Here is an 18,592-nt window from a genome sequence, read left to right on the forward strand (position 1 = left end):
CCGTTATTTTTTTACCAGCGGTAGGCGCGAGCGGCCAGAGAGTCGGGCAAACAGCGGCTTAAACTGCTAAAGTGCCGCCCGTTATTACTTATGAGGATTGTTCCAATGGCGACTAACCGTTCCCAGCGTCTGCGCAAAAAACTGTGCGTCGATGAATTTCAAGAGCTGGGTTTCGAACTGAACCTGGATTTCAAAGAAGATTTGGCTGACGAAGCCATTGACGCTTTCCTCGATGCGTTCCTGAAAGAAGCCATGGAAGCAAACGGCCTGGGCTATGTTGGCGGCGACGACTTCGGTCTGGTTTGCCTGCAAAAGCGTGGCTCGGTCAGCGCAGAACAGCGCGCCGCAGTAGAAGCCTGGCTGAAAGGCCGCACCGAGCTGACCAGCGTTGAAGTCAGCCCGTTGCTGGACGTTTGGTACCCGGAAAAGCCAATCAATCCGGTAGCCTGATGTCATAAAAAACGGCGACCCAAGGGTCGCCGTTTTTTTATGCTCGCTCCTGCGGAGCCTCAGGCCTTGCGCCAGTTCAGAATCAGCAAAGTCACAACCCCCGCCACAATCCCCCAGAACGCCGACCCGATGGAAAACAGCGTCAGCCCCGATGCCGTGACCATAAAGGTAATCAGCGCCGCTTCACGCTCCTGCACTTGCGCCATGGCAATGCTCAAGCCATTGATGATCGAACCGAACAGCGCCAGCGCAGCAATCGACAGCACCAGTTCTTTAGGCAGTGCCGCAAACAGTGCCGCCAGCGTTGCGCCGAAAACCCCGGCGATTCCGTAGAAAACCCCGCACCAGACGGCGGCCGTATAGCGCTTGTTGCGGTCTTCGTGGGCGTGCGGCCCGGTGCAGATGGCGGCGCTAATGGCTGCCAGGTTGATTCCGTGGGAGCCGAACGGCGCGAGCAGCAACGAGGCAATCCCGGTGGTGGTGATCAGCGGCGAGGCCGGGACGTTGTAGCCGTCGGCGCGCAGCACGGCGATGCCGGGCATGTTCTGCGAGGTCATGGCCACCACGAACAGCGGAATGCCGATACTGATGGTCGCCGCCAGCGAGAAGTGCGGTGTGGTCCAGACAGGCGTTGCGACTTCCAGGTGGAAGCCGCTGAAGTCCAGCAAGCCCATGAACCCGGAGAGCGCCGTACCGATCAGCAGTGCGCAGAGCACCGCATAGCGGGGTGAAAGACGTTTGACGATCAGGTAAGTAAAGAACATCCCCAGCACCAGGCCCGTGCGGTGCTGGGCGGCGACAAAGATTTCACTGCCGATCTTGAACAGGATGCCCGCCAGCAACGCAGCAGCCAGCGACGCCGGGATGCGTTTGACCAGGCGCTCGAAGCTGCCGGTCATGCCGCAAATCGTTACCAGGACCGCGCAGGTGATGTAGGCGCCGATGGCTTCGCCGTAGGTCACGCCCGACAGGCTGGTGATCAGCAGCGCCGCGCCGGGGGTGGACCAGGCGATGGTAATGGGGGTGCGATAGCGCAGCGACAAGCCGATCGAGCACACGGCCATGCCGATCGAGATCGCCCAGATCCATGACGAAATCTGCCCGCTGGTCAGGCCCGCAGCCTGGCCGGCCTGGAACATCAGTACCAGTGAACTGGTGTAGCCGGTCATCATCGCAATGAAGCCGGCAACGATGGCCGAGGGCGAGGTGTCGGCCAAGGGGCGCAACTGGACGTGCGTGGCGTCGTTCATGACAACAGTGTTCCTTGTTTATGGGAGCAAATGTGACGAGGCGCTTTTGTGGCGAGGAAGCTTGCCCCGCTGGGCTGCGAAGCGGCCCCGCCCACTTAGGCAAAGCAGTGATTCAGTTAAAATGCGTTCGTAGCCTTTACGACGGCTTTGCCGCCGGACGGGAGCAAGCTCCCTCGCCACAAAAGCGGTAATGATCACAGATTCATGCGTTCAAGCCTAAACTCAAACCTGACGGACCATTGCAATACAGCCGAGGCGACAAACAGCCGTACAGTCGTGTTGCCACCACCGGTTGTGTACAATGTGCCCTGTTTTTTACGCGATACTTGCCAGCGACCCACTGTGCTGTCTGACAGCCACGGTCAATTCGCCGCAGTTCTCCCGACTCGAGTGCCCATGAACGAACAGTTGCAGCCCCTCAAGAAACAACCGCGAGCAGGTAAAGCCGGCCGCAGCGGAACCCAGGACGATATCGTTTATGCGCATATCTTCGAGGCCATCCTCGAACAGCGCCTGGCGCCCGGTACAAAGCTGAGCGAAGAGGCGCTGGGGGAGATTTTCGGAGTCAGCCGCACGATCATTCGCCGTGCGTTGTCGCGTTTGGCCCATGAAGGTGTTGTGTTGTTGCGGCCTAACCGTGGCGCCGTGGTTGCCAGCCCGAGTGTCGATGAAGCGCGTCAGGTGTTCATGGCGCGGCGTCTGGTGGAGCGGGCGATCACTGAGCTGGCCGTCGAGCATGCGACGCCTGAGCAGTTGGCCGAACTGCGGCAGATGGTCAACGAGGAGCGTGACAGTTTCTCCCGTGGCGACCGTGGTGCTGGTATCCGTCTCTCGGGCGAATTCCATCTGAAACTGGCCGAAGCGGCGAAAAACACGCCGCTGATCAGCTTCCAGCGCAGCCTGGTGTCGCAGACATCCTTGATCATCGCCCAGTACGAAAGTGGCAACCGCTCGCACTGTTCCTACGATGAGCACACCCAACTGATCGATGCCATCGAGGCCCGTGACGTGACGCTGGCGGTGAGCCTGATGATGCATCACATGGATCACATCGACAGCAAGCTCAACCTCGACGAAGAAAGCGCCTCGGACGATTTGCACGCCGTGTTCTCGCACCTGTTGCAAACCAGGAAGCCTGGGCGGCCAACCGCGAAACTCTGAGTTGAGTCAGCGCCACCGAGTCGCGCCTTTCGCGAGCAAGCCCGCTCCCACAGTTGTTATGTGCTGAATCCACTGTCTGTGGTTTGGCATCAATCGAATGTGGGAGCGGGCTTGCTCGCGAAAGCGGTCTTAAAGACACAAAAAATCCCCCGTGCTTGTTTCTCAAGGCTGCGGGGGATTAATGAGATGGTCACCCCCACACCCTGCGAAGGCTACGCTTTCGCAGGGTGTTTTGTTTTATGCCCGGAATACCTTAGCGCTGATGCACCAGGTTCCCCGCCGCATAGGTCTGCAACACCGTGCGGTCATCACCCAGTGTCATCAGCACAAACAGCGTCTCGGCAATGTTGTTGGCTTGTTTCAGGCGATAGCTGAGCAGTGGGGTAGCGTTGTAGTCCAGCACCAGGAAGTCGGCGTCGGTGCCCGGTTGCAGGGTGCCGATCCTGTCTTCCAGGCGCAGTGCGCGAGCGCCGCCCAGGGTGGCCAGGTACAGCGACTTGAACGGGCTCAGGCGTGCGCCTTGCAGTTGCATCACTTTGTAGGCTTCGTTCAAGGTCTGCAGCAGCGAGAAGCTGGTACCGCCGCCGACGTCCGTGCCCAGGCCGACGTTCACTTTGTGCTTCTCGGCCATTGGCAGGTTGAACAGGCCACTGCCAAGGAAGAAGTTCGAGGTTGGGCAGAACGCGATGGCCGAACCGGTTTCGGCCAGGCGCGCGCATTCCTCATCACACAAGTGCACGCCATGAGCGAACACTGAGCGCTCGCCCAGCAGTTGGTAGTGGTCGTAGACGTCCAGGTAGCCCTTGCGCTCCGGGAACAACGCCTTGACCCATTCGATTTCCTGCAGGTTTTCACTGATGTGGGTCTGCATGTACAGGTCGGGGTACTCGGTGAGCAACTGGCCGGCGAGGGTCAGTTGCTCCGGGGTGCTGGTCGGTGCAAAACGTGGCGTCACCGCGTAGTGCAGGCGACCCTTGCCGTGCCAGCGCTCGATCAGTGCCTTGCTTTCGAGGTAGCCGGATTCGGCGGTGTCGGTCAGGTAGTCCGGGGCGTTGCGGTCCATCATTACCTTGCCGGCGATCATGCGCAGGTCGAGCTTCTGCGCGGCTTCGAAGAACGAGTCCACCGACTGCGGGTGCACGCTGCCGAACACCAGTGCGGTGGTGGTGCCGTTGCGCAGCAGTTCTTTGATGAAGATATCCGCGACTTCTTCGGCGTGGGCCTTGTCGGCAAACTGGCTTTCGCACGGGAACGTGTAGGTGTTGAGCCAGTCCAGCAGTTGCTCGCCGTAAGCCCCGACCATGCCGGTTTGCGGCAGGTGGATGTGGGTGTCGATCAGGCCAGGGGTGATCAGTGCGTCCTGATAATGGGTGACCTGGATGTCGGCAGGCAGGCTGGCGAGCAGTTCGCAGGCTGGGCCAAGGGCGCTGATCTGGCCGTTTTCGATCACCAGCAAACCATCCTCGAAATACTCGTAGGAGGCTTCGATCCCGACCTCGGCCGGGTCGGCGATGCTGTGCAGGATGGCGGCGCGGTAGGCTTTGCGTGTCAAAGGCATGAGGTGTTCTCAGTGTGTGGCTTTTTAGTTCGAAGCGTGGCTGCGGCGTGACGCGGGCAGCAGTTTGGCAATGGGTTCGGCTTTTGCGGTGTGCTGGCCGAAATTCGCGTTATAGGTGGCGATGATTTCGCCAGCGATGGAGATGGCGATTTCCACAGGCAATTTGCCTTTGACTTCGCCAAGGCCCATCGGACAGCGCATGCGTTGCAGCACGGCGCTGTCGAAACCGCGATCACGCAGGCGATGTTCGAACTTGACCCGTTTGGTCTTCGAGCCGATCAGGCCGAAGTAGGCAAAGTCGTTACGCTTGAGGATCGCAGCAGTAAGTTCGAGGTCGAGCTGGTGATTGTGGGTCATGACGATGCAGTAGCTGCCGGCGGGCAGGTCATCGATTTCGTCGACCGGCTCTTCGGCGATGATTTTACGCACGCCGTCGGGGATGTGCTCGGGGAACTCGGCTTCTCGCGAGTCGATCCAGCGCACCCGGCAGGGCAGGCTGGCCAGCAGCGGCACCAGCGCACGGCCGACGTGGCCGGCACCGAACACGGCAATGTGTGCCTGGACCTGGCCCATGGGTTCGAACAGCAACACGGTCACGCCGCCGCAGCACTGGCCCAGGCTGGCACCGAGGGTGAAGCGCTCCAGGTGGGTGTCCTGCTTGCCGCTGGCAAGCATCTCCCGGGCGACCTGCATTGCCTTGTATTCCAGATGCCCGCCACCAATCGTGTCAAAACTTTGCGCGGCGCTGACGACCATTTTCGAGCCGGCATTGCGCGGTGTCGAGCCGAGCTCTTCAATGATGGTCACCAACACGCAGGGTTCACCCTGGGTTTGCAGGTCGGCGAGGGCGCTGATCCAGTTGTACATGTTCACCTCACATCTGTGTTGTCTGTTCGGGCCTCATCGCGAGCAGGCTCACTCCCACATTTGACCGCATTCCCTTGTGGGAGCGGGCTTGCTCGCGAAGGCCGCGCCTCGGTCTAGAGCGAAGCCAACTCCGGCTCAGACTCGGCAGCTTTCACCGCCTTCAACTGGCGCATCTGCTCACAGCCCCACAACACCCGCTCCGGTGTGGCTGGCGCGTCGATTTTTGGTTGATGCCTGTAATCGCCCAAGCTCGCCACCGCGTCCTTGATTGCACACCACACGGCAATCCCGAGCATGAACGGCGGCTCACCCACGGCTTTGGAATGGAACACCGTGTCTTCCGGGTTCTTGCGGTTTTCCACCAGCTTCACGCGCAGGTCCAGCGGCATATCGGCGACGGCCGGAATCTTGTAGCTGGCCGGGCCGTTGGTCATCAGTTTGCCCTTGGCGTTCCACACCAGTTCCTCCATGGTCAGCCAGCCCATGCCCTGGATGAAACCACCTTCGACCTGACCCATGTCGATGGCCGGGTTCAGCGAGGCGCCGACGTCATGCAGGATGTCGGTACGCAGCATTTTGTACTCGCCGGTCAGGGTATCGACGATCACCTCGCAGCAGGCTGCGCCAAAGGCGAAGTAGTAGAACGGCCGGCCACGTGCCTGGCTGCGGTCATAGTAGATTTTCGGGGTCTTGTAGAATCCGGTGCTGGACAGCGACACCTGCGCGAAATAGGCCTGCTGGATCAGGGCCTCGAAGGTCAGGATGTGGTCGCGTACGCGCACGTGGCCGTTGTGGAACTCCACGTCTTCCTCGCTGACCTCATACTTGCGCGCAGCAAATTCCACCAGCCGTTGCTTGATGATTTCAGCCGCGTTCTGCGCGGCTTTGCCGTTCAGGTCGGCACCGCTGGAGGCGGCGGTCGGCGAGGTGTTCGGCACTTTGTCGGTGTTGGTCGCGGTGATTTGCACGCGGTCCATTTCCACCTGGAATACTTCGGCCACGACTTGCGCGACTTTGGTGTTCAGGCCCTGGCCCATTTCGGTGCCACCATGGTTCAGGTGGATGCTGCCATCGGTGTAGACGTGAATCAGCGCACCTGCCTGGTTGAGGAAGCTGGCAGTGAAGGAAATGCCGAATTTTACCGGGGTCAGCGCCAGGCCTTTTTTCAGGATCGGGCTGTTGGCGTTGTAGCGCCGGATCGCTTCGCGGCGCTCGGCGTACTGGCTGCTTTCTTCAAGCTCAGCGGTTATTTCCTCGAGCATGTTGTGCTCGACGGTCTGGTAGTAGTGGGTGACGTTGCGCTCGGTCTTGCCGTAGTAGTTGGCCTTGCGCACGGCCAGCGGGTCTTGGCCTAAATGGCGGGCGATGGCGTCCATCACCTCTTCGATGGCGACCATCCCTTGCGGGCCACCGAAACCACGGTAAGCGGTGTTCGAGGCGGTGTTGGTCTTGCAGCGATGACCGTTGATGGTCGCATCGCCCAGGTAGTACGAGTTGTCCGAGTGGAACATCGCCCGGTCGACGATCGATGCCGACAGGTCCGGTGAACAACCACAGTTGCCCGCCAGTTCCAGCTGGATACCGTGCAGGCGTCCGGTGTCGTCGAAGCCCACGTCGTACTCAATGTAGAAGGGGTGACGCTTGCCGGTCATCAGCATGTCTTCGACCCGAGGCAGACGCATTTTGGTCGGCTGGCCGGTCAGGTGCGCGATCACCGCACACAGGCACGCCGGGCTCGCAGCCTGGGTTTCCTTGCCGCCAAAACCGCCGCCCATGCGGCGCATGTCGACGACGATTTTGTTCATCGACACGTCTAGTACCTCGGCCACCAGTTTTTGCACTTCGGTGGGGTTCTGGGTCGAGCAGTAGACGATCATCCCGCCATCTTCGGTCGGCATCACCGAGGATATCTGGGTTTCCAGGTAGAAGTGTTCCTGGCCGCCGATGTGCAGCGTGCCCTGAATCCGGTGTTCGGCAGTGGCCAGCGCAGTCTGGGAGTCACCACGCTTGTGGGTGTGGCTGTCGAGCACGAAGTGGCGCTTGCGCAAGGCTTCGACCACGTCGAGTACCGGCTCCAGGTCTTCGTACTCGATGATCGCCGCCATCGCCGCTTTGCGTGCGGTTTCCAGGTCTTTTGCGGCCACCGCGAGCACCGGTTGGCCGACGAACTGCACGTCGTCGATGGCCAGCAGCGGATCGCCCGGCAGCAGCGGGCCGATGTCTTTCAGGCCCGGTATGTCTTGGTGGGTAATGGCGATACGCACACCTTCAAAGGCGTAGCAGGGCTGGGTGTCGATGCTGATGATTTTCGCGTGGGCGCGGTCCGAGAGCCGGGCGTAAACGTGCAGTTGGTTCGGGAATTCCAGTCGATCATCGATGTACTGCGCTTCACCGCACACGTGTTTGTCGGCGCTGTCGTGCTTGACGCTGCGGCCCACGCCGGTGGTCAGGTCCCTGGCAAACAGTTCGGCCAGTTCGGCTTGGGTCTTCTCGACTTTGTGATGGTTAGACATAAGCGGTCACCCGAGTCTCGATGTGCGGTGTTTGCAGTTCGATGAAATATTTGCGTAGCAGGTTTTGCGCGCTCAGCAGGCGGTACTCCTTGCTTGCCCGGAAGTCCGAGAGCGGCGTGAAATCTTCGGCCAGGGCGGCGCAGGCGCGTTCAATGGTGGCGTTGTTGAACGGTGCGCCAACTAGCGCGGCTTCGCAGTTTTTCGCACGTTTGGGTGTCGCGGCCATGCCACCGAACGCGACGCGGGCATCGGCAACCACGCCGTTTTCGATGCGCAGGTTGAATGCCGCGCAGACCGCGGAGATGTCATCGTCCAGACGCTTGGAAATCTTGTAGGCGCGGAACAGTTGTTCAGCGCTGGCACGCGGCACGATGATCTTTTCGATGAACTCGCTTTCCTGGCGGGCAGTGACCCGGTAGTCGATGAAATAGTCTTCCAGCGCCATCGTGCGACGGGTTTGGCCCTTGCACAGCACGATCTGTGCGCCGAGTGCGATCAGCAGCGGTGGCGAGTCACCAATCGGCGAGGCGTTGCCGATGTTGCCGCCCAGGGTGCCCTGGTTGCGGATCTGCAGGGAGGCGAAGCGTTGCAGCAATTCACCGAAGTCCGGGTACTCGGCCTTGAGCGCGTCATAGCAGTCGGAGAGGGCAGTGGCGGCGCCGATTTCCAGGCGATCGTCGAAGCGCTCGATGCGCTTCATTTCGGCAACGTTGCCGACGTAGATCATCACCGGCAGCGTGCGATGGAACTGGGTGACTTCCAGCGCCAGGTCCGTGCCGCCCGCCAACAGTCGTGCTTGCGGATAGGCGTCATAGAGGTCGGCGAGGTCGGCGACGGTCAGCGGCACCAGGCAGCGCTTGTCGCCACTGTTCAGCTCGCCGGTTTCGGTCGGGGCGATGGCTTTTAGCTGCGCGATGGTGTCGGCGACCCGCGCATCGAACTGGTCGGGTTGTTTGCCGTAGCACGCCTGTTCGGCGGCGGCGAGGATCGGCCGGTAGCCGGTGCAGCGGCAGAGGTTGCCGGCGAGGGCTTCGTGGGCTTTGTGGGCGTCAGGGTGATCGCTGTTTTTCTGCAAGGCGAACAGCGACATGACGAAGCCCGGAGTGCAGAAGCCGCACTGCGAGCCATGGCACTCGACCATGGCTCTTTGCACGCTGTGCAGTTGGCCCTGGTGCTTGAGGTCTTCGACGCTGATCAGCTGTTTGCCGTGCAACGACGAAACGAACGTCAGGCACGAGTTGAGGCTGCGATAGCGAATGTGTTCGCCGCCGTTTTCATCGCTCTGCAATTCGCCCACCACCACGGTGCAGGCGCCACAGTCACCGCTGGCGCAGCCTTCTTTGGTGCCGGGCTTGCCCACGTGTTCGCGCAGGTAGTTCAGCACGGTCAGGTTCGGGTCCAGGGCGTGCTCGCTACGGAGTTCCTGGTTAAGTAAAAACTGGATCACGGAAGGCCTCGCAGACTCATTATTGTTGTTAAGCGACGTGGGCCGAATTTATCAGGTCTGACTTTTCGGTCAATGATTTTCTGACTTAAAGGTCAGGAAAATCGGTTTTGTCGATCAACAACCGTTCCTTTCATTATTGACCCTCTCGGGATACCTCGCTTTTTGCTTGAATCGTGCCAAAAACCACCCCGTGGGCACTCGGCCATAACCCGGCAAGTGCGCTACACTGCGCCGCTTGTGCAGATCGAAGAGTTTGAAGAAAAACCATGACGTTCAAGGCGCCGGACAGCCTCGCCGAGCAAATTGCTCACCACCTCGCCGAACGCATCATTCGCGGCGACCTCAAGCCGGGAGAGCGCATCCAGGAACAGAAGGTTACGCTGGCCCTCAATGTCAGCCGCGGCTCGGTCCGCGAAGCCTTGCTGATCCTCGAGCGTCGGCACCTGATCGCGATCCTGCCGCGCCGTGGCGCCCATGTGACCGAACTCACCGCGCACAAGGTGCGCAGCCTGTGCACGCTGATGAGCGAGTTGTACATCCTGCTCGGTAATGCGGTGGCCAGTGGCTGGGCGCTTCAGGCCGACATGGCGCCGTTCCTGCACATCCAGCAGCGGCTGGGCGCCAGTTATGAGCGTCAGGACATCCGCGCGTTTGTCGAAGACAGCTTCAACGTGATGCGCGCCGCGTACCCGTTCGCCAACAACCCGTACTTGCAGGAAACCGTCGAGAACTTGCAGCCGGCCATGAGCCGTGCGTATTTTCTCGCCCTGGAGCAGCGCAAGGCCGAGATGAGCGAGTTCCTCGAACTGTTTGAACAACTGCTCGCCGCCGTGATTGCCCGTGATCTGCCGCAGATTCGTGCGGTGCTCTCGGCGTATGCCCAGCGCAGCTGCGATCTGGTGCTGTCTGCGTTGCCGGCTGCCTAAGCGTGCGGCTCAAGTGCATCAAACTGGCGGGGTTCAAATCCTTCGTCGACCCGACTACGGTGAACTTCCCCAGTAACATGGCGGCGGTGGTCGGGCCCAATGGTTGCGGCAAGTCGAACATCATCGACGCCGTACGCTGGGTGATGGGCGAGAGTTCGGCAAAAAACCTGCGCGGCGAGTCGATGACCGACGTCATCTTCAACGGCTCCACCAGTCGTAAACCGGTGAGCCAGGCGAGTATCGAGCTGGTGTTCGATAACTCTGACGGCACGCTGATCGGCGAGTACGCGGCCTACGCGGAAATCTCCATTCGTCGCAAAGTTACCCGTGACAGCCAGAACACCTACTTCCTCAACGGCACCAAATGCCGTCGTCGGGACATTACCGACATCTTCCTGGGTACCGGCCTGGGGCCGCGCAGCTACTCGATCATCGAGCAGGGGATGATCTCCAAGCTGATCGAAGCCAAGCCCGAAGACTTGCGCAACTTCATTGAAGAAGCGGCGGGGATCTCCAAGTACAAGGAGCGTCGGCGCGAGACTGAAAACCGCATCCGCCGCACCCACGAAAACCTGGCGCGCCTGACCGACCTGCGTGAAGAGCTGGAGCGTCAGCTCGAACGTCTGCACCGCCAGGCCCAGGCCGCCGAGAAGTATCAGGAATACAAGGCCGAAGAGCGCCAGCTCAAGGCTCAGTTGTCGGCATTGCGCTGGCAGGCGTTGAACGAGCAGGTCGGCCAGCGCGAAGCGATCATTGGCAACCAGGAAATCAGCTTCGAAGCGCTGGTGGCTGAACAGCGCAACGCAGACGCGAGCATCGAACGGCTGCGTGACGGGCATCACGACTTGTCCGAGCGCTTCAACCTGGTGCAAGGGCGTTTCTATTCGGTCGGCGGCGACATCGCTCGGGTCGAGCAGAGCATCCAGCACGGCCAGCAGCGGTTGCGCCAATTGCAGGACGACCTGAAAGAAGCCGAGCGGGCGCGGCTGGAAACCGAATCCCATCTGGGCCATGACCGCACCTTGCTGCTGACCTTGGGCGAAGAGCTGGACATGCTCACGCCCGAGCAGGAAGTCACCAGTGCCGCCGCCGAAGAGGCCGCAGCCGCGCTGGAAGAATCCGAAACCACCATGCACGGCTGGCAGGAGCAGTGGGACACGTTCAACCTGACCGCCGCCGAGCCACGTCGCCAGGCAGAGGTGCAGCAGTCGCGCATCCAGCAGCTGGAAACCAGCATGGAGCGTCTGGCTGAGCGTCAGCGTCGCTTGACCGAGGAACGCGACTTGCTTTCGGCGGCCCCGGAAGACGCGGCAATCCTGGACCTCAGCGAACAACTCGCCGCCAGTGAAGCAACCCTGGAAGACTTGCAGGCCAGTGAAGAGGCCCAGGTCGAACGGCTTGAGCAATTGCGCCAAGAGCTGCAACTGGCCTTGCAGAACCAGCAGCAGGCCCAGGGCGACTTGCAGCGACTCAATGGCCGCCTGGCTTCGCTGGAAGCCTTGCAACAAGCGGCGCTCGATCCGGGCACCGGCACCGCCGAGTGGTTGCGCGAGCAGAACCTGGCCGAGCGTCCGCGTCTGGCTGAAGGCTTGAAGGTTGAAGCGGGTTGGGAGCTGGCGGTGGAAACCGTGCTTGGCGCCGACCTGCAAGCGGTGCTGGTGGATGATTTCGGTGGTTTCGATCTGTCCGGGTTTGCCCAGGGCGATCTGCGATTGCTCAGCCCGGCCAGTGACGGCGTGCGGATTCCCGGTAGCTTGCTCGACAAGGTCGAGGCGCAGATCGATCTGTCGCCGTGGCTGGGGCAGGTCAAACCGGTGGACAGTCTTGAGCAGGCGTTGGCCTTGCGCGGTCAGTTGGCGTTCGGCGAAAGCCTGATCAGCCGTGACGGTTATTGGGTGGGCCGGCACTTTTTACGCGTGCGCCGAGCCAGTGAAGCCGAGAGCGGTGTGCTGGCGCGCGGGCAGGAAATCCAGCGTCTGGGGCTTGAGCGCGAAGAGCGCGAGGCAACCGTCGAAACCCTGGAAACCACGTTGCAGAACCTGCGTGCCCAGCAACGTCAGCAAGAGAACGGCCGTGAACACTTGCGCCGTTTGCTGCAAGACGAAGCGCGTCAGCAGGGTGAATTGAAAGCCCAGTTGTCTGCCGGCAAAGCCAAGGCCGAACAACTCACGTTGCGTCGCACCCGTCTCGACGAAGAATTGGGTGAGTTGAGCGAGCAGCGTGCGCTGGAACACGAACAGGTTGGCGAGTCGCGCCTGCAATTGCAGGAAGCCCTCGACAGCATGGCGCTCGACACCGAGCAGCGCGAGTTGCTGCTGGCCCAGCGCGACAGCTTGCGCGAGCGTCTTGACCGCGTACGTCAGGAGGCTCGTCAGCACAAGGACCACGCACACCAATTGGCCGTGCGGTTGGGCTCGCTCAAGGCGCAACACGATTCCACCCGCCAGGCACTGGAACGGCTGGAATTGCAGTCCGAGCGGCTGACCGAAAAACGCGAACAACTGAGCCTCAACCTGGAAGAGGGCGAAGCGCCGCTCGAAGAGTTACGGCTCAAGCTTGAAGAGTTGCTCGATAAACGCATGAGCGTTGATGAGGAACTGAGAACCGCGCAGATAGCCCTGGAAGATGCCGACCGTGAACTGCGTGATGCCGAGAAGCGTCGCAGTCAGGCCGAGCAGCAGTCGCAGTTGATTCGTGGCCAGCTCGAACAACAGCGTATGGAGTGGCAAGCCCTGACCGTGCGTCGCAAAACCTTGCAGGACCAGTTGCTCGAAGATGGTTACGACCTGCACGGTGTGCTTGCGACGCTGGTGGCCGAGGCTAATGAAAAAGAAGCCGAAGAAGAACTCGAACGCATTGCGGCACGCATTCAGCGATTGGGCGCGATCAACCTCGCGGCCATCGACGAGTATCAGCAGCAGTCCGAGCGCAAGCGGTATCTGGATGCGCAGGACGCTGACCTGGTGGAGGCTCTCGATACGCTGGAAAACGTTATCCGCAAGATCGACAAGGAAACCCGCAATCGCTTCAAGGACACCTTTGATCAGATCAACGGTGGCTTGCAGGCATTGTTTCCAAAAGTTTTCGGTGGCGGCAGCGCTTATTTGGAACTGACGGGCGAAGATTTACTCGATACAGGGGTGACGATCATGGCGCGTCCGCCCGGGAAGAAGAACAGCACCATCCATTTGTTGTCCGGTGGCGAGAAAGCCCTGACGGCGTTGGCGCTGGTATTTGCCATTTTCAAATTGAATCCGGCGCCATTCTGCATGCTCGACGAAGTTGACGCGCCGCTGGATGACGCTAACGTTGGACGTTATGCAAGGTTGGTTAAAGAGATGTCGCAGACGGTGCAGTTCATCTATATCACTCACAACAAGATCGCCATGGAAATGGCTGACCAGTTGATGGGTGTCACGATGCACGAGCCGGGTTGTTCGCGTCTGGTGGCGGTGGATGTCGAGGAGGCGATGGCGATGGTGGACGCCTGAGTTCATGGCGAACAAGGCATGTATTGGCAGGAAGTAAGGCTTTTTACCTGTGAAGAATGCTGGCCAATCGACATATTGGCCCAAGCTATTGTGACGGACGGTGTAAAGTTATCTTTGGTCGTGCTAGTTTAATGTCAATTTTTCGTGTGCGTGGCAAAACGCCAGTCAGAACATAGAGTTGGCGCCACGTTTTAAAGCGGTTTGCACGTTGCTAAACCCCTTATTTATCAGCATTTTTTATAGAGGCACGGGATTACATGGAAATCGGTCTGCGCGAGTGGCTGATCGTCATCGGCATTATTGTTATTGCCGGTATTCTTTTTGATGGCTGGCGGCGCATGCGCGGCGGCAAGGGCAAGCTCAAGTTCCGTCTGGACCGAAGCCTGTCGAACCTGCCGGACGAAGACGCCGGCGCCGAGCTTCTGGGCCCGCCCCGTGTGCTGGACACCCATAAAGAGCCGTTGCTCGACGAGCACGATTTACCGTCAGTCAGCATGCCGGCCAGAGAGCCGCGTGAGTCGGGTTCCAAGCGTGGCAAGCGCGGCGGCGAGCCGGCTCAGGGCGATTTGAACCTGAACCTGGACCTGGACGGTGGCCCGAGCTTCAGCAGCCGCGATGATGATTTCCCGGACGAGGGCAAAGCGTCGAGCCCGACACTGGACAAAGACCAGCCGCAAGCTGAAGAAGTGTTGGTCATCAGTGTGATTTGTCGTGACGCTGCCGGTTTCAAAGGCCCGGCGCTGTTGCAGAACATTCTGGAAAGCGGTCTGCGGTTTGGCGAGATGGATATTTTCCATCGTCACGAAAGCATGGCGGGTAATGGCGAAGTACTGTTCTCCATGGCCAATGCGGTCAAGCCGGGTATTTTTGATCTGGACGACATCGATCACTTCAGCACCCCGGCCGTGAGCTTCTTCCTGGGCTTGCCGGGCCCGCGTCATCCGAAGCAGGCATTCGACGTGATGGTCGCTGCTGCGCGCAAACTGTCCCAGGAGCTCAATGGTGAACTCAAGGATGATCAGCGCAGCGTGCTGACCGCCCAGACCATCGAACACTACCGTCAGCGTATCGTCGAATTCGAACGTCGCGCCCTGACCCAGAAGCGCTGATTCAAAAGCTTGAGCGGGCCCTTGTGGCGAGGGAGCTTGCTCCCGCCGGGCTGCGAGCGGCCCCTAAGCCAGCCAACCCGTTGTGTCAGATAAAACACGATTACAGGATTTACGACTGCTTCGCAGCCGAGCGCGAGCAAGCTCCCTCGCCACAGTGTCCATAGCTTTAAGCGACTGTATTTAAAAAATTGAGCAGCCTCGGCTGCTCTTTTGCTTTATGAGAGAACACCCATGACCGCCGCCGAAAACCGCATCCTAGAGCTGCGTGCTGAGCTGGATCAGCACAACTACCGCTACCATGTTCTTGATGAGCCGAGCATCCCGGACGCCGAGTACGACCGGTTGTTCCACGAGCTCAAGGCGCTGGAAGCGGCCCATCCCGAACTGGTCACCTCTGATTCGCCGACCCAGCGGGTGGGTAGCGCGGCGCTGTCGGCGTTCACTCAGGTCAGGCACGAAGTGCCGATGCTCAGCCTTGGCAACGCGTTCGAAGAAACCGACATGCGCGAGTTCGATCGTCGGGTTACCGAAGGGCTGGACCTGCCGGCGGGCGATTTGTTTGGCGCTGGTGCGGCGGTCGAGTACAGCTGTGAGCCCAAGCTCGATGGCCTGGCGGTCAGCCTGTTGTATCAGGACGGCGTGCTGGTGCGCGGTGCCACGCGCGGCGACGGCACCACCGGTGAAGACATCAGCGTCAATGTGCGCACGGTGCGCAACATTCCGCTCAAGCTGCAAGGCAGTGGCTGGCCGGCGACGCTGGAAGTGCGTGGCGAAGTGTTCATGTCCAAGGCCGGTTTCGAGCGGCTCAATGCGACGCAACTGGAAGTCGGCGGCAAGACCTTTGCCAATCCGCGCAACGCGGCAGCGGGCAGTCTGCGTCAACTGGATTCGAAGATTACCGCCAGTCGTCCGCTGGAGTTCTGCTGCTACGGCATTGGTCAGGTCTCGGCAGACATTGCCGACACTCACATCGGTAATTTGCAGCAACTCAAGATGTGGGGGATGCCGGTCAGCCGTGAGCTGAAACTGGCCCACGGCATCGACGAATGCCTGGACTACTACCGTGACATCGGCGAGCGCCGCAATGGGCTCGCCTATGAAATCGACGGCGTGGTGTTCAAGGTCAACAGCATTGCTTCGCAGCGTGAGCTGGGCTTTCGCGCACGTGAGCCGCGCTGGGCGATTGCCCATAAATTCCCGGCGATGGAGGAACTCACCGAGCTGCTCGATGTGGAATTCCAGGTCGGCCGCACGGGGGCGGTAACGCCGGTTGCGCGGTTGAAACCGGTCAAGGTCGCGGGTGTCACCGTGTCCAATGCCACCTTGCACAATATGGACGAAGTGGCGCGTCTGGGCTTGATGATTGGCGACACGGTGATCATCCGTCGCGCCGGTGACGTGATTCCGCAAGTGGTGCAGGTGGTCACCGAGCGCCGCCCGGAAAATGCCCGCGCGGTGCAGATTCCCGAGAGCTGCCCGGTCTGTGGTTCCCATGTCGAGCGCACGCAACTGGTCAAGCGCAGCAAGGGTCGCGAAACCGTCAGCGAGGGCGCGGTGTATCGCTGCGTCGGGCGTCTGGCCTGTGGCGCGCAGCTCAAGCAGGCGATCATTCATTTCGTTTCGCGTCGGGCATTGGACATTGAAGGCCTGGGGGAGAAGATCGTCGAGCAACTGGTCGATGAAGGCCTGGTGAACTCACCGGCTGACCTGTACGCCTTGACCTTCGAGCAAATCGTCGACCTGGAAGGTTTTGCCGAGCTGTCGAGCAAGAACCTGCTCAGTGCCATTGCCGACAGTAAAAAGCCGAGCCTGGCACGGTTCATCTACGCCCTGGGCATTCCGGATGTCGGCGAGGAGACGGCCAAGGTCCTGGCGCGCTCGTTGGCGTCGCTGGGGCGGGTTCAGCAGGCGTTGCCCGAAGTGTTGACGTACTTGCCGGATGTCGGGCTGGAAGTCGCCTACGAGATTCACAGCTTCTTTACGGATGCGCATAACCAACAGGTGATTGAAGAGCTGCTCACGCATGGCCTGGCGATTCAGGATCAGGGCGAGCTGGGCGCCGAGTTTGCGGCCAGCACCACGCTGGGCGGGATGATCGACAAACTGCACATTCCGTCGGTCGGGCCGGGCGGGGCACAGAAGCTCGCGGACAAGTTCGGCTCGCTGCAGGCGGTCATCGATGCCGATTGGCTGGACATGCGTCAGGCGCTGCCAGAAAAGCAGGCCAATGCGGTTCGGGAGTTCTTCGCCGTCGAGCAGAACCGTCAGCTGGCGCTGGCGGCCGAGCAGCAATTGCGTGACTTCGGTATGCATTGGCACAGCGAGAAGAAGGTCGTTGAAGGTCTGCCGCTGGCCGGTCAGACGTGGGTCCTGACGGGCTCGCTGGAATTGATGAGTCGCGACGTGGCCAAGGACAAGCTCGAAAGCCTGGGTGCCAAGGTTGCCGGTTCTGTTTCGGCGAAAACCCACTGTGTGGTGGCCGGTCCCGGTGCAGGCTCCAAGTTGGCCAAGGCTAATGAGCTGGGGTTGAAGGTGTTGGACGAAGAAGCGTTCGTGGCGTTTCTGGTTGGGCATGGCATAGCGGTGTAGGCAGGCGTTTTGCGACTGCTGCGCAGTCGATCTCGGACAAGCCAGGCTTGTATGTTCAGACTTGAAGGGGTGGGCGGACGAGGTTGTCCATGCACAGTAGCAAGTGCTTGACCCCCTTCATTTTTTTAATCCTGAACCAACGGTTGTAAGTTCTTCTCAGATAGGTACAATGGCGCGGCTCACCGACAGGTGAGCGTCGTTATGGTGACCCCATCGGTCCCCCCGCAACGATTACCCGTGAACCTGGTCAGAGCCGGAAGGCAGCAGCCACAGCGGGAACATTGTGTGCCGGGGTGTGGCTGGTGGGGTTGCCTCCATAACGCGTCCTGCGTTATTTCTCCTCGTACCATTCAATTCTCCTCATTTTTTCTACGGCTGCTTTTGCCGCTCAGAACACTGCCTGTTCGTCTGTAGAAACCGTTGATTGCTCGGTGTTAAACACCACTTCACGCTTCGAAAATCGCCCGCTAGACAACCTGAAAGCCCCTTGCTAGCTTCCGCGCACCTCTGATGTCAGTCAGCAATGACCGGGGGCGATTGTTGTATGGGCATTGGAACCGCCAACAAGCACTTAAGGAAAAGTAACGTGCCGATCAGACCCTCCCTTTCTCTGGCCCTGGCTGCCTCCGTTTGCTCGCTGTGCATGAGCGTGCCTGCATTCGCTGGCGACGCTTCCCTCGTCTCGGGGAAATACGAAGCGCTGATGCTTGCCGTCACCCCCGATCATCAGGTCGAGGGCTACTATTCCGAGCAAATGGGCGAGGGCGTCACCCGAACCTGTGCGTTCTATCTGCAAGGCAGGCTGGGTGGTTCGAAGAAAGTGCCATTGACCACCTGGTCCGACGAGAGCTTCCCCGGAACCCTCGATGTCACCGCTGGGGGCGTGACCCTGACCATTGAGCATGGCCGTGAGCATTCCGGGTGTGTCAGCGTGATGATGCCGGAGATTGCTACCGGGCTGGAGCTGGAGCGGATCAGCAGCAAAAAATGGATTGCCTTGGTGACCGTGACCACTGGCAAGGCCAACCTGCAGAAAACCCCGGATGTGAAAGCCGCCCACCGTGCCTACATTGTCAAACATGACGTTGTGGGTGTGTTGAGCTTCAAGGATGGCTGGGCGCAGGTCGAGTTCATTAATGACCAGGGGCGTACGTTTACGGGCTGGATCAACAAGGACCAGTACGCTGGACTGGTCGCGCCCAAAGGCTAGGGCGCGGCCCTTCAGCGGTGG

12 protein-coding genes and 1 other RNA gene are annotated in these 18,592 nt (G+C 60.3%); 8 read left to right on the forward strand and 5 right to left on the reverse strand.

All coding sequences use genetic code 11. From position 1 onward, the window contains the following. Window positions 1–105 precede the first annotated feature (105 nt). Window positions 106–450 (forward strand): YggL family protein, encoded by a 345-nt coding sequence (locus AC1Z1G_RS09140; protein WP_095082694.1) that lies wholly within the window; start codon window positions 106–108, stop codon window positions 448–450. A gap of 59 nt (window positions 451–509) precedes the next feature. Here AC1Z1G_RS09140 and AC1Z1G_RS09145 read toward each other — a convergent pair whose 3' ends face one another. Continuing rightward, window positions 510–1,700, reverse strand: coding sequence for a benzoate/H(+) symporter BenE family transporter (locus AC1Z1G_RS09145; RefSeq protein WP_483626543.1), 1,191 nt, complete (start codon window positions 1,698–1,700; stop codon window positions 510–512). Window positions 1,701–2,096: 396 nt separating this feature from the next. Between AC1Z1G_RS09145 and AC1Z1G_RS09150 the strand changes: the two genes are divergently transcribed. Continuing rightward, window positions 2,097–2,861, forward strand: coding sequence for a GntR family transcriptional regulator (locus tag AC1Z1G_RS09150; RefSeq protein WP_483626544.1), 765 nt, complete (start codon window positions 2,097–2,099; stop codon window positions 2,859–2,861). A gap of 253 nt (window positions 2,862–3,114) precedes the next feature. Here the strand turns inward: AC1Z1G_RS09150 and guaD are convergent, their stop codons facing one another. The 4 genes from guaD to xdhA all read right to left on the reverse strand — a co-directional run bounded on the left by guaD (window position 3,115) and on the right by xdhA (window position 9,246). After that, window positions 3,115–4,419 carry a guanine deaminase gene (gene guaD / locus AC1Z1G_RS09155; protein WP_483626545.1) on the reverse strand — a complete coding sequence of 435 codons (1,305 nt, stop codon included), beginning with the start codon at window positions 4,417–4,419 and terminating at the stop codon, window positions 3,115–3,117. Window positions 4,420–4,443: 24 nt separating this feature from the next. Then, on the reverse strand, window positions 4,444–5,286 hold the full coding sequence (xdhC, locus tag AC1Z1G_RS09160) for a xanthine dehydrogenase accessory protein XdhC (protein ID WP_483626546.1): 843 nt from the start codon (window positions 5,284–5,286) through the stop codon (window positions 4,444–4,446). 113 nt (window positions 5,287–5,399) lie between these two features. Further along, a complete protein-coding gene (gene xdhB / locus AC1Z1G_RS09165; protein WP_483626547.1) occupies window positions 5,400–7,799 on the reverse strand; it encodes a xanthine dehydrogenase molybdopterin binding subunit in 2,400 nt (799 codons plus the stop codon). Next, a complete protein-coding gene (gene xdhA / locus AC1Z1G_RS09170) occupies window positions 7,792–9,246 on the reverse strand; it encodes a xanthine dehydrogenase small subunit (RefSeq protein ID WP_483626548.1) in 1,455 nt (484 codons plus the stop codon). The genes xdhB and xdhA overlap by 8 nt, the downstream gene beginning before the upstream one ends. Before the next feature lie 266 nt (window positions 9,247–9,512). Here xdhA and AC1Z1G_RS09175 point away from each other — a divergent pair, with 266 nt between their 5' ends. The 6 genes from AC1Z1G_RS09175 (at window position 9,513) to AC1Z1G_RS09200 (ending at window position 18,571) form a co-directional block, all read left to right on the forward strand. After that, on the forward strand, window positions 9,513–10,172 hold the full coding sequence (locus AC1Z1G_RS09175; RefSeq protein WP_483626549.1) for a GntR family transcriptional regulator: 660 nt from the start codon (window positions 9,513–9,515) through the stop codon (window positions 10,170–10,172). Window positions 10,173–10,174: 2 nt separating this feature from the next. Then, on the forward strand, window positions 10,175–13,663 hold the full coding sequence (gene smc, locus AC1Z1G_RS09180; protein ID WP_483626550.1) for a chromosome segregation protein SMC: 3,489 nt from the start codon (window positions 10,175–10,177) through the stop codon (window positions 13,661–13,663). A gap of 257 nt (window positions 13,664–13,920) precedes the next feature. Beyond that, window positions 13,921–14,772, forward strand: coding sequence for a cell division protein ZipA (zipA, locus tag AC1Z1G_RS09185; protein ID WP_483626551.1), 852 nt, complete (start codon window positions 13,921–13,923; stop codon window positions 14,770–14,772). Between the two features lie 231 nt (window positions 14,773–15,003). Beyond that, window positions 15,004–17,361, forward strand: coding sequence for an NAD-dependent DNA ligase LigA (gene ligA, locus AC1Z1G_RS09190; protein ID WP_483626552.1), 2,358 nt, complete (start codon window positions 15,004–15,006; stop codon window positions 17,359–17,361). A 211-nt stretch (window positions 17,362–17,572) separates the two neighbouring features. Beyond that, window positions 17,573–17,669, forward strand: an RNA gene (gene ffs, locus AC1Z1G_RS09195) — signal recognition particle sRNA small type. 335 nt (window positions 17,670–18,004) lie between these two features. Then, the gene (locus AC1Z1G_RS09200; protein ID WP_483627789.1) at window positions 18,005–18,571 is read left to right on the forward strand and encodes a hypothetical protein; all 567 of its coding nucleotides are present in this window, start codon (window positions 18,005–18,007) and stop codon (window positions 18,569–18,571) included. Window positions 18,572–18,592: the final 21 nt, after the last annotated feature.

Source organism: Pseudomonas sp. JL27(2026), from assembly GCF_056933555.1.

Excerpts from the sequence above, each read along its gene's own strand:
- AC1Z1G_RS09140 (WP_095082694.1), top strand. The coding sequence starts at position 106 with ATGGCGACTAACCGTTCCCAGCGTCTGCGCAAAAAACTGTGCGTCGAT.
- AC1Z1G_RS09145 (WP_483626543.1), bottom strand. The coding sequence starts at position 1,700 with ATGAACGACGCCACGCACGTCCAGTTGCGCCCCTTGGCCGACACCTCG.
- AC1Z1G_RS09150 (WP_483626544.1), top strand. The coding sequence starts at position 2,097 with ATGAACGAACAGTTGCAGCCCCTCAAGAAACAACCGCGAGCAGGTAAA.
- guaD (WP_483626545.1), bottom strand. The coding sequence starts at position 4,419 with ATGCCTTTGACACGCAAAGCCTACCGCGCCGCCATCCTGCACAGCATC.
- xdhC (WP_483626546.1), bottom strand. The coding sequence starts at position 5,286 with ATGTACAACTGGATCAGCGCCCTCGCCGACCTGCAAACCCAGGGTGAA.
- xdhB (WP_483626547.1), bottom strand. The coding sequence starts at position 7,799 with ATGTCTAACCATCACAAAGTCGAGAAGACCCAAGCCGAACTGGCCGAA.
- AC1Z1G_RS09175 (WP_483626549.1), top strand. The coding sequence starts at position 9,513 with ATGACGTTCAAGGCGCCGGACAGCCTCGCCGAGCAAATTGCTCACCAC.
- zipA (WP_483626551.1), top strand. The coding sequence starts at position 13,921 with ATGGAAATCGGTCTGCGCGAGTGGCTGATCGTCATCGGCATTATTGTT.
- ligA (WP_483626552.1), top strand. The coding sequence starts at position 15,004 with ATGACCGCCGCCGAAAACCGCATCCTAGAGCTGCGTGCTGAGCTGGAT.
- AC1Z1G_RS09200 (WP_483627789.1), top strand. The coding sequence starts at position 18,005 with ATGAGCGTGCCTGCATTCGCTGGCGACGCTTCCCTCGTCTCGGGGAAA.